This window comes from Humitalea sp. 24SJ18S-53, from assembly GCF_050632385.1.
In the GTDB taxonomy this organism is placed as follows: Bacteria; Pseudomonadota; Alphaproteobacteria; order Acetobacterales; family Acetobacteraceae; genus Humitalea.
Genome location: NZ_CP192599.1, coordinates 4840058 through 4854092, shown reverse-complemented (window position 1 = coordinate 4854092; position 14035 = coordinate 4840058). Strand labels below are relative to the sequence as shown.

Sequence of the window (14035 nt, the reverse complement as noted above, 5' to 3'; positions counted from 1 at the left end):
TCAGGGCCTCCCGTTTCAACGGCTGGTCGCGCGGCGCGCCGGCGCGGCGGGCGGGCAGGGATAGGTGGTCGCGGCCCAGCGCATCACGCTGTTCACCGCCTTGTCGTCGCCATACTGCGGGTTCGCCGCGGCCCAGCCGACGAAGCTCGCCTGCCCCGCCTCAAGCGATGGCGAAGGGGTCGGCAGGCAGAAGATCGGGCGCGCGCCGCGGGCCTGCGACACTTCGTTGTGATACTGCCCCGCCCCGATGATGAAGCCGCGGCAGAACGCCTGCGCCGCCGGCTGGTCGGGATTGGTCGCGGGCAGGCCGCAAAGCCCGGCGAGGGTGCTGGTCGTCATCACCCGTGCCGGTTCGGCCGCGGGCTGGGCCAGCGCCGGCTGCATGCACATGGCAAGCAAGGCCAGCGCGCCGCCGTGTTTGAACGGAATTCTCATGGCCGGATCTCCCCAAGTTTCAGCGTTGTGATCGCAAGACTACGCCAAATATCCTGGCGCCGCCTTTGCGCTGGCGCAAGGCGGTCGGGCGAAACGCAGCCCCCTAAAAAGACCCCAGCAAGGTGCCCAGCACGATCACCGCGATCAGCCCAAGCAGCGCGCCGACGATGCTGACCATCACGATGTCCATGTAGCTTTCGCGATGGGTGCAGCCGCAGACCGCGAGCATCGTCACCACCGCGCCATTGTGCGGCAGCGCATCCAGGGTGCCGGCGCCGATCACGGCGACGCGATGCATCAACCCCGGGTCCAACCCCGTCTGCGCCGCGATCGCCATGTAGGTCGGCCCCAGCGCATCCAGCGCGATCGTCATGCCGCCGGATGCCGATCCGGTCAGCGCCGCCAGCACATTCGTCGCGACCGCCAGCGACACCAGCGGCCCGCCGCCGATGCCCAGCACCCAATCCCGCACAGCCTCGAACGCCGGCAGGGCGGCGACCACGGCGCCGAAGCCGACCAGGCTCGCAACACTCAGGATTGGCAGGACCGAGGCATTGGCCCCCGCATCCATCGTCGCGCGCAGCGACGGCAGGCGCCGCGCGTTCAGCGCGATCAGCACCGCGATCGCCGCCGCCAGCGCCGTCGCCACCGACCAGACGCCGCCCACCGCCGCCAGCGAGGTTCCGCCCCACTGCGCTTCGGCCAGGAAGCCCGCATCGATGCGCGGCAGCACCACCATCGACATCAGCAGGTTGACCAGCACGACGACACCAAGCGGCAGGATCGCGATGACAATCGGCGGCAGCTTGTCGCTATGCGCGCTATGCGCCAGTTCGGGCGGGTCGAATTCACGCGCGGTCGAGGCACGTTCGCGCAGCACCGGGTCGTTCACCAGCGCCGGATCGGCGACCGGCGTCGCCTCGTCGCCAAAGCCTTCGCCCCGAAGCCGCGCCTTCTGTTCGGCGCGCCGCAGCCACCACATCCCGAAGCCCAGCATGATCAGCGACGCGATGATCCCAAGCCCCGGCGCCGCAAAGGGCGTGGTGCCGAAGAACGGCATCGGGATCGCGTTCTGGATCGACGGCGTGCCGGGCAGCGCCGACATGGTGAAGGTCGAGGTGCCGAGCGTGATCGCCCCCGGCATGAGCCGTCGCGGAATCGCCGCGGCGCGGAACAACGCCTGCGCCATCGGCGCCAGCACGAAAAACGCGACGAACAGGCTGACACCGCCATAGGTCACCAAGGCACCGGCCAGCACCACCGCCAGGATCGCGCGGCTCGGGCCAAGCTTCTCCGTCATGAACGCGGCGATGGACGACACCGACCCGCTGTCGTCCATCAACTTGCCGAAGAGCGCACCCAGCAGGAACAGCGGAAAGAACTGCCCGACGAAGCGGGCGCCGCTGTTCATGAAGGTTTCGGTCCAATGCGCCAGCAACGGTTCGCCGGCGAAACCCGCCGCGATCAGGGCCGCCGCGGGGGCCAGCAACAGGATGCTCCAGCCACGGAACGCCAGCCAGACCAGCAGCCCGAGGCCAAGCAGGATGCCAAGCAAGCCCATGACGTCAGACGCCCTTCCGCAACAACTGGTCGATGTCCAGGGTCGAACGCTGGCCGAGGTCACTGCCGCGTGCGCTCATAAAATCCTCGGCGGCGCGCCGGCCCTCATCGCGCAGCATCGTCAGGAAATCCCATTCCGCATTGACCTTGGAAGAGGAGCCGAGCCCGATCAGCAGATCGCTGCGGATCATGTGCAGGCGCATCTTCGCCCAATGCGCCGTCTCGACATTGCCGGGATCGGCGACCTGGCGCAGCAGGGCGATCATCTGCAATTCCTTCAGCAACACGGCGTTGAACGACACCTCGTTCAGCCGGTTGATGATGTCGCGCGCGGTGCGTGGCGTGCCGGGGCGTTCGACGGGATTGATCGCGACCAGGATGGTGTCGTCCGACACGCATTCCTGCACCAGCGGCGTCATCGTCGGATTACCGGCGAAGCCGCCATCCCAATACGGATCGCCGTCGATCTCCACCGCCTGGAACATGGTCGGCAGGCAGGCCGAGGCGAGCAGCACATCCGGCGAGATTTCATGGTTGCGGAACACCCGCCCGCGCCCGGTCCGCACATTGGTCGCGGTGATGAACAATTTGATCGGTGCCGTCGCCAGCCGCGCGAAATCGACATTCGCCGCCAGGATATCGGTCAGCGGATTCGGCCCGGCAAACGGCATGTCATAGGGCGAGAACAGCCGCGTCATCACATCCATCGCGACATAGGCGGGCGAGGTGTCGAGCGTCCAGCGACCCAGCAGCACATCGACCGGGCCACGGCGCAGCGGGCTCATCTCCGCGGCCTTCGACACGCTGCGCCAGAAGCGCGTCAGTGCGGCGCGCGCGCCCTCCGCACCGCCCTGTGCGAACCCATCGACCATCACCACGGCATTCATCGCACCGGCCGAGGTGCCGGAAATCGCCTCGAACCGCAGCCAGTCTTCCTCAAGCAGGCGATCGAGCACGCCCCAGGTGAAGGCGCCATGCGAGCCACCGCCCTGCAAGGCCAGGTCCACCAGAAGCGGCGCGCGCTGCGTCACGCCAGACTCAACTGGGGACTCAACTGGGGACTCAACCGGGGATTCAACAGGGGATGCTGCGGGAACGGGTGACGCGGCGCGGCTGCGCGGTGCTTTTGCCATGCCTTCGGAGTCCCACATGCGGCCTGTCCGTGGCAAGCATCATGATGCGCATACGAGACATCGCCATGGGATGTTCATGTGATGCTGTGCTTGTCGTCCAGGCAACTTGCCTCGACACTCGGCCACGAAGATTGGGAGGACACCACGGGTGACAGTTTGGACACGACGCGCGGCGCTGCTGGTGGCCTTGTTGCTGCCGGCCTGCACCATCGCGCGCCTGCCCGCGCCCCCGGAAGCCTTGACCGAGGAGATCCAGCCCCTCGGCATCCCGAACGCGCGTTTCTGGGTGGATCGCGGATCGGCGCCGCTGGAACAGGAATTGCGTGCTGCGGGATTGCGTGAGGTCGCGAGCCTGCCACCCGACCAGCGGCGGCGCCTGCCGCCGGCGGATTACCTGGCGATCTCCGGCGGTGGCGACAATGGCGCCTTCGGCGCCGGCCTGCTGGTCGGCTGGACCGCGAGCGGCCAACGCCCGGAATTCCAGGTGGTGACCGGGGTTTCGGCGGGCGCGCTGAGCGCGCCCTTCGCCTTCCTCGGCCCCGATTACGATCCCGCGCTGCGAGAGGTTTTTACCGGCGTGGCGCCGCCCGACATCCTGCTGTTCCGCCGCATGGCGACGGCGCTGCTGTTCGGTGATTCACTGGCCGATACCGGGCCTTTGTATCGGCTGATCGAACAGCATGTGAACGACAGCATGATGGCCGCCATCGCGCGCGAATACGCACGCGGACGATTGCTGCTGATCGGCACCACGAACCTGGATGTGCAGCGGCCCGTGGTCTGGAACATCGGTGCGATCGCGGCCAGCGGGCATCCGGATGCGATCGTGCTGATGCGCCAGATCATGCTGGCCTCGGCCTCGATCCCCGGGGCCTTTCCGCCGGTGCTGACATCGGTCGAAAGCGCCGGGCGGCGGTATCAGGAGATGCATGTCGATGGCGGGGCCGCGTCGCAGATGTTCCTGTTCCCCGCCTCGCTCGACCTCGCCGCCGGTGCGCGAGACGCGGGCATCGAACGGCAGCGCACGGCCTACCTGATCCGCAATGCGCGGATGGACACCGAATGGGCTACCACCAGCCGCCGCTTCTTCGCGATCTCCCGCCGCGCGCTGTCCACCACGATCCATTTCAGCGGGGTCAATGACGTGGTGCGGATCTTCCTGACATCGCAGCGCGATGGGGTGGGGTTCCGGCTGGCCTATATCGACCCGGCGTTCGAAGCGGAGCGGCCGGAGGCATTCGACCAAGCCTATATGAAGGCGCTGTTCGACAGCGCCTATGAACAGGCGCGCAATGGTTATCCGTGGATGGACCGGCCGCCGGGTTTTCCGACGCCGCGCCGCTAGACCGCGATGCGTTCGCATTCGCTCACGCATCGTGGTCTAGCTTGTTGTTTTGTCGCGTGATTCAGCCCTGCGGCGCATTCGCGCCTACGGCCATCACGCTCTAAAGCATGCTCACGGCCAGGGCCACGGCCAGGCCGAGCATCGCCACCCCCGCCGCCGACCAGCGCTGCATCGGCGCCTCGGCCCGTTCCAGCGCATTGCCGCAGGCCGTCAGCACGGGGGCGACGTGGCGCGCCAGCACCAGCACATCGCCTTCCGGCAGTTGCGGCAGTGCCGCGCCCCAGCGATGTAGCCCGACGGCCAGCAGCAGGCCCAAGGCCACCGGCCAGGACCCGGACAGGATCTCCGACGGTGACACGGCCTCCTCCACCGTCCCGGGGAACAGCGCCCAGGGCACCGCGACGGCGGCGAAGGCGATGCCCAGCCAGGGCACAACTAAGCCAAACGGCGGCACGGCGGCGGCATAGGGATCGGCCATGCGCCGCAACCGCCCCAGGAAATGCGCCATCAGCAGCGTCGTGCCCGCCGCCGACAGATAGGACAGAAGCGCCGGCAAGCCGCTGCCAAAGGCATCCTTCACCGCGAGCTTGGCCAATGCGCCGCCCGTCAGCGGCAGCCCGCCAAACCCCAGCGCCAGCACGCCGACAGGCAGCAGCACGATCCACAGCCAGCGCCGCCCACACGCCGCGACCACGCCCACGCCCAGGAACAGCGCCCCCTTCGCCAGCACATGATGCGAAGCGTAGAACACCGCCCCCGGCACATCGCCCAGCCCCAGAACCGCCACGACCACCCCCATCTGGCTGACGCTGGAATAGGCCAGGATGGTTTTCGGATTCGCCTGCGTGATCCCGACCGCGACGGCGTAGAAGGCGGTGACGAAGCCGATCACGACCAGCGCTTCGCCCCAGCCGCCGCCGTCATCGAAGGGCAGGAAGCGCACCAGCCCGATGATCCCGGCCTTGATGATCGCCCCGCTCAACACCGCCGAGGCCGGCATGGGCGCCGCCGGATGCGCCAGCGGTAGCCAGACATGCAGCGGCACCAGCCCCGCCTTCAGCCCGAACCCCAGGATCAGCAGCCCGATGGTCAGGTCCCGCCAGGGCGACGCCGGCAGCGCCGCCATGACATCACGAATCGCCAGGCTGTCGGTGGGGCTTGCCGCATGCAGCAGCGCGAAGGCCAGCAGCAGGCTGATCTCACCCAGAACCGCCAGCACCAGATACACCGCACCCGCATGGCGCGCCCGCGCCGTGCCATCCTGCACCACCAGCCCCCAGGCCGCCAGGCTGACCAGCGCGAAGAGCAGGTAGAAACTGGCCAGGTCGGCGGCGACAAAAACCCCCAGGCTGCCCGTCAGGGTCAGCAGCCAGGCCACGGCAAAGCGCCCCTGGCCCGGTTCGTCGCGCAGATAGGCGGCGGCATAGGCACCCGCCCCCGACCACAGCAGCGCCGCGACCCCCAGCAGCATCGCCCCGGGCGGGTCGATCGCCAGGCCAAAACGGAAGTGATCGGCATCCGAGACCAGCGCCACCCCATCGCCGGCGAAACACGCGGCAGCCAGCCCCGGCAGCGGTGCGAAGGCCAGCAGCCACAGCGCGCGCGCCCGGACCCAGGGCGACAGGCAGGCCAGCAGCATCGCCGCCGGAACGGCCAGCGTGGCGGGCAGCAGCCCCGTCACGGCAGCCGCCCGATCTGCAACAGGCCGAAGGAGGCCAGCGGCACCAGCCCCAAGGCCACGGACCCCAGCGCCAGCACCAGCACCACCGCTTCCCGGCGCGGCGCCACGGCGGCGAACACGGCGCCTGACGGCCGTGCGCGTAGGCTGACCGCCAGCACGCGAAACACATAGCCGCCGGTCAGCAAGCCGCCGGCCAGCATCACCAGCGCCCACCACCATTGCCCGGTGGCGATGGCGCCCTTCAGCAGCAGCCATTTGGCGACGAAGCCACCGCTTGGCGGCAGGCCCATCAGCGACAGCCCGGCCAGGCCAAAGGCCACCACCGTCACCGGCAAGGCGCGCGCGACGCCGCCCAGGTCGCGTATGCGGTCGTGGCCGACGGATTCGGCGACCAGCCCCGCGGCCAGGAACATCGAAGCCTTGGCCAGCGCATGGGACACGGCCTGCAGGATGCCCCCGGTCCAGGGGCCGCCGCTATGGGCCGGATCGGCGGCGACCAGCGGGAACATCAGGAACAGGTAGCCGATCTGCGCGACCGTGGAATAGGCGATCAGCAGCTTCAACCGCGCCTGGCGCAGCGCCAGCGCGCTGCCGAAGACGATGGCGGCGGCCCCCAAGGCCGCCAGGATCTGCGGTGCCATTCCGGTCAGCAGCCCCGGCATCACCCAGAACCAGATCCGCAGGATCAGGATGAAGGACGCCTTGACCACCAGCCCCGACATCACCGCGCTGGCCGCCGCCGGCGCCCCGGCATGGGCGGCCGGCAGCCACAGATGCAGTGGGAACAACGCGGTCTTGGCCAGCAGGCCCGCCGTCATCAGCGCCCCCGCCACGATCGTCGCGGGATCGGCCTTGACCCGCGTGGACAGCAGCGTGATGTCCAGCGTGCCATAGGCGCCATAGAGCAGCGCCGCACCCAGCAGATACAACACCGAGCCGAACAGCACGAAGATCAGGTAGCGCAGGGCCGCCGCCATCGTCTCGGCCCGGCCATCCAAGCAGACCAGCGGGATCGCGGCGAAGCTCAGCATCTCCAGCGCCACGAACAGGTTGAACAGGTCGGTGCCGACAAAGACCGCGTTCAGCGCGGACCAGACCGCCAGCAGCAGCACCCAGAACACCAGGGCCTGGCGCTGCTCCCCCGGCCCCTGGCCAAAGCGCCCACGCGCGAAAAACGCCGTGGCGCCGATCACCACCGATGTCGTCGACAGCATCGCCGCCGACAACCCATCTGCGCGCAGCGCAACCCCCAGCGGCGGCGCCCAGCCGCCCAGCAGATAGACCACCGCCGCATCCAGCCGCAGCACGGCGGCGGCGATGGCGAAGGACACGACGGCGCCAATCGCCAGCGCCAGCAGCGCCACCCGTTCGGCCCAGCGCCCGCCCAGCAGGAAGGCCAACAAAAGCCCACCCACCGGCAGCATGGTGATGCAGACCAGCAGCGCGCCGCCCTCGGTGCTGGTCACTGGTCGGGCTTCTCACGCAGCGCGGCCAGGCGCAGCAGCATTTGCAGCGCCAGGGCCGTGGCGGCGAAGGCGACGACGATGCCGGTGATCACGATGGCCTGCGGGACCGGATCGCCGCCCATGCCGGCCGCCGCCCCGCGCCGCGCGATCACGCCGAACAGCACAAACACCCCGCCGCCCAACAGGTTGAAGCCCAGCAGCCGCCGCAACGGCGTGGCCTGCACGACAACGCCATACAGGCCGATGCCGACCAGCGCCGCCCCCATCAGCCCATAGAGCGTGATCGCACTCATCGCGCCGGCCACCCCGCCACCATCAGCGCCAGGGCGGCGGCAATGGACAGGGTCAGCGCCGCCTCGATCCCCAAAATCAGCGGCTTGGCCCAACCGGCCGGATAGGCGAGGAAGCCATCCGCCACGACAAAGCCCAACAACCCGACGGCCAGGAATAGCACAGGCCCGAGGACGATCAGCCAGCGGGTGGTGCTGCTGTCGGCGCGGGGCGGTTCCACCCGCCCGGCCATCCAGGCCAGGATCCACATCGCGGCCAGGATGGTGCCGCCCTGGAAGGCGCCACCGGGCGCCTCGGCGCCGACCCAGAACAGGTGCACGCCCAGCAGCAGCCCGATGGGCGGCAAGACGCCCGCCAACAAGCCCAGCGCGCCATCCTGCCGCGCCACGGCGCCGGGCCGGCCGCCCCAGGCGTCATCGGGGGCAAGCGACCAGATGGCGATGAGCGCGACCACCAGGACCACCGCCTCCATGAAGGTATCGATGGCGCGATAGGCCAGCAGCACCCCGGTCACGGGATTGCCCAGGCCGAGGCCGGGCAGGTGGGCCGCCGCCTCGACGGCCAGGCTCGGCCCCGGTTCGGGCAGCAGCAGGACGGCGGCGGCCAGGCCGGCCGTGATGGTGGCGCAGAGCACGCCCGCGGCCAGCCGCAGCCCAAGTCCGGGCGGCGCGGCCTCGGCGCGCAGGCGCGTCGCGGCGCCGATCAGCATCACGCCGGTCACGCCGCCGCCGATCGCGGCCTCGGTCAGGGCCACATCCGGCGCGCCGATCCGCACCCAGACCAAGGCGAGCAGCAGCCCAAAGGCGATGAAGGCGACCACCGCGCCAAAGGCGTCGCGCAGCCGCAGCGCCGCCAGCGCGACCCCGACCACGGCCAGCGCCAGCACGGCATCGAGCGCCAGCCCCCCCGTCACGGCAACCGCCGCGCCAGCAGCCGCGTGACCGTCGCGCCGGCGAACAGCACCAGCAGCCAGACCAGCACCAGCTTCGCCCCGTCCAGCACGCCATCGACGCGGAACAACAGGCCGAGCACCACCAGCCCCAGGCCCAGATTATCGGCCTTGGTCAGCGCGTGCAGCCGGCTCAACGGATCGGGGAAGCGCAGCAGCCCGACGCTGCCCGCAAGGTAAAACACGCAGCCCGCGACGATGGCGGCAAGGCTGGCGATGTCCATCATGCCCGCAACGACAGCGCGGCGGCGACGAAAGCCGCCAGCACAGCCAGGCACAGCGCGACATCGACCACGGCACCCGACCCCGTCGCACCCGCCACCAGCAACAGCGCCGCGACCCCGCCCGTGCCGATCAACTGCGCCGCCATCAACCGGTCGAGGTCGGACGGGCCGCGCAGGATGCGCACCAGGCCCAGGGCGACCGTCGCCATGATGAAACCCGCGGCGGCCAGCAGCGCGTCAGCCATCGCCGCGATCCAGGCCGAAGGCGCGCGCGAAGCGGGCTTCCTCGGCGTCCATGGCGATGGGCGCGCCGCGGTCCAGGCAATGCACGCGCACCACGCCATCATCATCGCAGCGCGCCGGCAGGGTGCCGGGCGCCAGGCTGGCCAGGGCCAGGAAGGCATCGCGCGCCGGACCGGCGGGCAGCCCGCAGCGATAGGTCACGAACCCCGGGCGGATCGGCAGGCTGGGCGACAAGGCGCGATAGGCGACATCGATGCCCGCGACGATGGATTGCCAGAAAAACCGCAGCACCAGGGCCAGCAAGGCGAGCGGGCGGACCCGCGGGGCGCCCGGCAGCAGGCGCAGGCTGACCCAACCCGCCCCCAGTGCCGCCAGCACCCCGACCGCAAGCCCGGCCGGATCGGTGCCCGCGATGACGACCCAAAGGCCGAACAGCAGCACCGCCCGGCCCAACATTCAGGCCCGTTCCTTGCCGACCTGTTCCTTGCCGCCGAACACGACGACATAGACTGTCGGCAGGAAGACCAGGGTCAGCACCGTCGCGACCAGCAACCCGCCCATGATGGCAAAGGCCATCGGCCCCCAGAACACCGTCGGCGCGATCGGGATCAACCCCAAAATCGTGGAAATCGCCGTCAGCATCATCGGCCGGATGCGCGAACCGCCGGCGGCGACCACGGCATCCCAGACGCTGCGGCCCGCGGCGCGGTCGGCCTCGATCTGCACGATCAGGATGACCGCGTTCTTGGCGATCATGCCGAGCAGCGCGAGGATGCCCAGGATGGCGACAAACCCCAGCGGCTGGTTGAACAACAGCAGCGCCGCGACCACGCCGATCATGCCGAGTGGCAGCACGCCGACCACCAGGGCCAGGCGCCGGAAGCTCTGCAACTGGAACATCAGCACGGTCAGCATGATCAACAGCATGACCGGCACGACCGCGACGACCGAGGCGCGGGAGGCAGCACTTTCCTCGGCGATGCCGCCCGTCTCGATCCGGTAGTTGCGCGGCAGCGAGGCGTTCAGCGCGGCGATGCCGGGGGCGATTTCCGACACCACCGATTCCGGCAGCACGCCCGGCACGACATCGGCCAGCACGGTCAATGTCGGCACCCGGTCGCGCCGCCAGATCAGCGGGTATTCCTGTTCGTAGTCGAAGGTCGCGAACTGGCTCAGCGCCACGGTCCGGCCGTTCGGCAAGGGCACCTGCAAGCCGCGCAGGGTCGACAGCGAAATTCGTTCCGCCGCATTGGCGCGGGCGATGACGTTGATCAGGTAGATGTCGTCGCGGATCTGCGTGATCGGCAGCCCCGTCACCGCCGCGTTCAGCACCGTCGCCAGCGCCTGCGACGTCAGGCCCAATTGCCGCGCCTGGTCCTGGTCCACCCGGATGCGGAGTTGCCGCGCCGGTTCGATCCAGTCGAAATTCACATGCCGCGCGCTGGCGCTGCTGGCCACGGTCTGCGCCAGGCGCAGGGCGATGGCGCGCACCTCCTCCGGGTCCGGGCCGCTGACGCGATATTGCAGCGGCCAGCCGACCGGCGGGCCGAGTTCCAACGGATAGGCCCGCGCCACGACACCCGGAAAGTCATTCGCCAGCAGGGTTTCCAGCCGCGCCTGCAACCGGTCCCGCCCGGCCAGCGACTTGGCCACGATGACGGATTGGGCGAAGAACGGATTGGCCAGTTGCACGTTCAGCGGCAAATAGAACCGGATCGCGCCGCGCCCAACATAGGTGCTGAACCGCTCCACATCCGGATCGGCGCCCAGCACCGTGTCCAGCCGCTTGGCGACCTCCTCGCTCGCGTGGATCGAGGCACTTTGCGGCAGGGTCAGGTCCACCACCAATTCGTTGCGATCCGACGCCGGGAAGAATTGTTGCGGCACGAAGCGGATCGCGGCGATGGAACCGATGAAGACCACCACGGTCAGCGCGATGGTGATCCACTTCGCCCGCATCGCGGCCAGCAGGAAGCGCGTGTAGATACGCAGCACGATCCCCGGCGGCGCATCGGCCACCTGCGCCTTCGGCGCCTTCAGGATGGCCATGCCAATCACGGGCGCAAAAATCACCGCCACGAACCACGACACGATCAGCGCGATGCCGACCACGGCAAAAATGGAAAACGTGTATTCGCCCGCCGAACTGGCGGCGAAGCCGATCGGGACAAAACCCGCGATGGTCACCAGGGTGCCGGTCAGCATCGGCGCCGCCAGGGTGCGATACGCAAAGGTCGCCGCATCGGCCTTGCTGTCGCCGGCACCAAGCCTGCGGATCATCGCATCGACCGTGGTCATCGCATCATCGACCAGCAGGGTCAGCGCGATGATCAGCGCGCCCAGCGAGATGCGTTGCAGGTCGATCCCCGCGATGGACATGATCGGGAAGACGATGGCCAGGGTCAGCGGGATGGACAGCGCCACCACCGACCCCGGCCGCATGCCGAGTGCCACGAAGCTCGCCACCATGATGATCGCGATGGCCTGCCACAGCGATTCCATGAAATCGCCGATCGCCTCATCGACGGTCTGCGCCTGGTCGGCGACCAGGATCGGCTCGATCCCCACCGGCAGTTCGGCGGTGATCGCCGCCATTTCGCGCTGGATATTGCGGCCCAGCGCCAGGATATCGCCCGAATCCCGCATCGCGATGGCCAGCCCGATGGCGGGCTTGCCGTTCACGCGGAACATCGGCTGCGGCGGATCGGAATAGGCGCGGCGCACATCGGCGATGTCGCCCAGCCGGATGATCCGGTCGCCGGCGACGAAATTCACCGCCAACAGGTCCTGTTCGGATTCAAAGGCGCCGGACACGCGCAGCGACAGCCGTTCCTCACCCGTCTGCACCACGCCCGCGGGCCGCACGATGTTCTGGGCCTGCAGGCTGGCGATCAGCGCGCCATAGTTCAGCCCGAGGCCGGCGAGCCGCTCGGTCGAGAACTCGATAAAGATCTGTTCGTCTTGCGCGCCGATGATCTCGACCTTGGACACATCCGGCACGCGCAGCAGCCGTGACCGCACGTATTCCACCCGGTCGCGCAGTTCCCGGTGGGTAAATCCATCAGCCGTGAAACCGTAGATGATCCCGAACGTATCGCCGAAATCATCGTTGAAGCCCGGCCCGACGACACCGGCCGGCAGGGTATGCCGCATGTCGCCGATACGCTTGCGCACCTCATACCACATGTCCGGCACGATGGCGGCGGGGGTCGAGCCCTTCAGATCGACAAAGATCGTCGTCGTGCCGGCGCTGGTGAAACTGCGCAGGCTGTCGATGTTGGGGGTTTCCTGCAGCGTGCGTTCCAGCCGCTCGGTCACCTGCAACAGGGTTTCGTCCAGGGTCGCCCCAGGCCAACCCGCCTGCACGATCATGGTGCGGAAGGTGAAGGCCGGGTCTTCGTTCCGCCCCAGCTTCATGAAGGCGATGGAACCGGCGATGATCGCCGCCAGCATGAAGTAGATGACCAGCGACTGGCGCTTGATCGCCCAGTCGGACAGATTCGGCCCGATCATCGCGCGGCGGCGCCCAGCAGGCGGATTTTTTGACCCGGGCGCAGTGCCTGCACGCCGGCCGTGACGATCACGTCACCCGGCACCAGCCCCTGGCCGACCAGCACCCGCGCGGGGTCGAAGCGCACGACCTCGATCCGGCGCAGCGACACCGTCTCGGTCGCCGCATCCACCACCCAGACGGCGGGTTCGCGATCGGCGCGGGTCAGCGCGGTCGCGGGGATTTCGATGCTGGGGCCGCTGTTGACCAGCATCCGCCCGGTCACCGTGGACCCCAGCCGCATCACCGCCGGCGGATCGGTCAGCCCGACCCGCACCTGGAAGGTGCCGGTCGCGGCATCGGCGCGCGGCGCCACCTCCCGCACCCGTCCCACGGCCACAACGCGCGGGTCCATGGTCAGCGAGACCTCGATCCGCGGATCGGCATCGGCCATGTCCTTGACCGCCGGCGGCACGTCGAACACCGCGTCGCGGCCTTCCTGGCGCGCGATCTGCACGATCATGCGCCCGGCCTGGACCACTTCGCCGGGCTCGGCCCCGCGCGCGGTCACGGTGCCGGGGGCATCGGCCCGCAGCTCGGTATAGCCCAGCCGGTTCTCGGCGATGTTGAGCTGGGCCTCGTTCGCATCCGCCTGGGACTGGGCGTTCTGCAAGGTCCGGACGGCCTCGTCATAGCGCACGCGGGTGGTGAAGCCGCTGACCAGCAGCTCGCGCTGGCGGGTGTAGTTGTTGCGTGCCTCGACCAACTGGCCGCGCGCCGCGGCGACGGCGGCGCGGGCGGCGCGCACGTTGTTCTCCTCGTTCTGCCGGTCCAGCCGGGCCACGACCTGGTCGGCGACGATGCTATCGCCGACATTCACCGCGCGCTCGATCATCCGGCCTTCGATGCGGAAGGCCAGGTTCACCTCCGTCTCCGCCTGCACCGTGCCGGTCAGCGAGACGACATCGCCGCCGCTGCGCGTTTCCACCGTCATCACGCGCACGGGGCGGATTTCCGGCGCGGCGGCGGGTGTGCCGCCATCGCAGGCGGTCAGGGACAGCGACGCCACCAGGGTGACGGCAAGCGCCGACCGGACGGGTCCACGCGGCAATGCTAGACGATGGCGCACCAGGAACTCCCGCGTCGCGTTTCTGTTGTCATGTCAGGTCTTGTGATCGTGTCCGACCGGGTGCGACCCCGCCAGGGTGCCCCGTCCGA

The 14035-nt window shown here is 69.2% G+C and carries 13 protein-coding genes; 1 reads left to right on the top strand and 12 read right to left on the bottom strand.

What is annotated here, in order from left to right:
• Positions 1–15: 15 nt before the first annotated feature.
• The 3 genes from ACQW02_RS23345 to ACQW02_RS23335 all read right to left on the bottom strand — a co-directional run bounded on the left by ACQW02_RS23345 (position 16) and on the right by ACQW02_RS23335 (position 3026).
• Positions 16–435 carry a Rap1a/Tai family immunity protein gene (locus ACQW02_RS23345; RefSeq protein WP_431282310.1) on the bottom strand — a complete coding sequence of 140 codons (420 nt, stop codon included), beginning with the start codon at positions 433–435 and terminating at the stop codon, positions 16–18.
• Positions 436–538: 103 nt separating this feature from the next.
• Positions 539–1996, bottom strand: coding sequence for a GntP family permease (locus tag ACQW02_RS23340; RefSeq protein ID WP_431282309.1), 1458 nt, complete (start codon positions 1994–1996; stop codon positions 539–541).
• Between the two features lie 4 nt (positions 1997–2000).
• Complete coding sequence (locus ACQW02_RS23335) at positions 2001–3026, bottom strand: patatin-like phospholipase family protein (protein ID WP_431282308.1); 1026 nt, start codon at positions 3024–3026, stop codon at positions 2001–2003.
• 250 nt (positions 3027–3276) lie between these two features.
• Between ACQW02_RS23335 and ACQW02_RS23330 the strand changes: the two genes are divergently transcribed.
• Positions 3277–4473 (top strand): patatin-like phospholipase family protein, encoded by a 1197-nt coding sequence (locus ACQW02_RS23330; protein ID WP_431282307.1) that lies wholly within the window; start codon positions 3277–3279, stop codon positions 4471–4473.
• 100 nt (positions 4474–4573) lie between these two features.
• Here ACQW02_RS23330 and ACQW02_RS23325 read toward each other — a convergent pair whose 3' ends face one another.
• The 9 genes from ACQW02_RS23325 to ACQW02_RS23285 are packed head-to-tail and all read right to left on the bottom strand — an operon-like array spanning position 4574 to position 13946.
• Positions 4574–6154, bottom strand: a complete 1581-nt coding sequence (locus tag ACQW02_RS23325; RefSeq protein WP_431282306.1) for a complex I subunit 5 family protein — start codon at positions 6152–6154, stop codon at positions 4574–4576.
• Entirely contained in the window at positions 6151–7620 is a 1470-nt protein-coding gene (locus tag ACQW02_RS23320) for a complex I subunit 5 family protein (RefSeq protein ID WP_431282305.1), read from the bottom strand. The genes ACQW02_RS23325 and ACQW02_RS23320 overlap by 4 nt, the downstream gene beginning before the upstream one ends.
• On the bottom strand, positions 7617–7913 hold the full coding sequence (locus ACQW02_RS23315; RefSeq protein ID WP_431282304.1) for an NADH-quinone oxidoreductase subunit K: 297 nt from the start codon (positions 7911–7913) through the stop codon (positions 7617–7619). Before ACQW02_RS23315 ends, ACQW02_RS23320 begins: the two co-directional genes overlap by 4 nt.
• The gene (locus ACQW02_RS23310; RefSeq protein WP_431282303.1) at positions 7910–8824 is read right to left on the bottom strand and encodes a hydrogenase subunit MbhD domain-containing protein; all 915 of its coding nucleotides are present in this window, start codon (positions 8822–8824) and stop codon (positions 7910–7912) included. The genes ACQW02_RS23315 and ACQW02_RS23310 overlap by 4 nt, the downstream gene beginning before the upstream one ends.
• Positions 8821–9087 carry a monovalent cation/H(+) antiporter subunit G gene (locus ACQW02_RS23305; protein WP_431282302.1) on the bottom strand — a complete coding sequence of 89 codons (267 nt, stop codon included), beginning with the start codon at positions 9085–9087 and terminating at the stop codon, positions 8821–8823. The genes ACQW02_RS23310 and ACQW02_RS23305 overlap by 4 nt, the downstream gene beginning before the upstream one ends.
• The gene (locus ACQW02_RS23300; RefSeq protein ID WP_431282301.1) at positions 9084–9329 is read right to left on the bottom strand and encodes a monovalent cation/H+ antiporter complex subunit F; all 246 of its coding nucleotides are present in this window, start codon (positions 9327–9329) and stop codon (positions 9084–9086) included. Before ACQW02_RS23300 ends, ACQW02_RS23305 begins: the two co-directional genes overlap by 4 nt.
• Positions 9322–9783, bottom strand: coding sequence for a Na+/H+ antiporter subunit E (locus ACQW02_RS23295; protein ID WP_431282300.1), 462 nt, complete (start codon positions 9781–9783; stop codon positions 9322–9324). Before ACQW02_RS23295 ends, ACQW02_RS23300 begins: the two co-directional genes overlap by 8 nt.
• Positions 9784–12840, bottom strand: a complete 3057-nt coding sequence (locus tag ACQW02_RS23290) for an efflux RND transporter permease subunit (RefSeq protein WP_431282299.1) — start codon at positions 12838–12840, stop codon at positions 9784–9786.
• Entirely contained in the window at positions 12837–13946 is a 1110-nt protein-coding gene (locus ACQW02_RS23285) for an efflux RND transporter periplasmic adaptor subunit (protein ID WP_431282298.1), read from the bottom strand. The genes ACQW02_RS23290 and ACQW02_RS23285 overlap by 4 nt, the downstream gene beginning before the upstream one ends.
• Between the last annotated feature and the right edge of the window lie 89 nt (positions 13947–14035).

Excerpts from the sequence above, each read along its gene's own strand:
- ACQW02_RS23295 (WP_431282300.1), bottom strand. The coding sequence starts at position 9,783 with ATGTTGGGCCGGGCGGTGCTGCTGTTCGGCCTTTGGGTCGTCATCGCG.
- ACQW02_RS23300 (WP_431282301.1), bottom strand. The coding sequence starts at position 9,329 with ATGGCTGACGCGCTGCTGGCCGCCGCGGGTTTCATCATGGCGACGGTC.
- ACQW02_RS23315 (WP_431282304.1), bottom strand. The coding sequence starts at position 7,913 with ATGAGTGCGATCACGCTCTATGGGCTGATGGGGGCGGCGCTGGTCGGC.
- ACQW02_RS23340 (WP_431282309.1), bottom strand. The coding sequence starts at position 1,996 with ATGGGCTTGCTTGGCATCCTGCTTGGCCTCGGGCTGCTGGTCTGGCTG.
- ACQW02_RS23345 (WP_431282310.1), bottom strand. The coding sequence starts at position 435 with ATGAGAATTCCGTTCAAACACGGCGGCGCGCTGGCCTTGCTTGCCATG.
- ACQW02_RS23290 (WP_431282299.1), bottom strand. The coding sequence starts at position 12,840 with ATGATCGGGCCGAATCTGTCCGACTGGGCGATCAAGCGCCAGTCGCTG.
- ACQW02_RS23305 (WP_431282302.1), bottom strand. The coding sequence starts at position 9,087 with ATGATGGACATCGCCAGCCTTGCCGCCATCGTCGCGGGCTGCGTGTTT.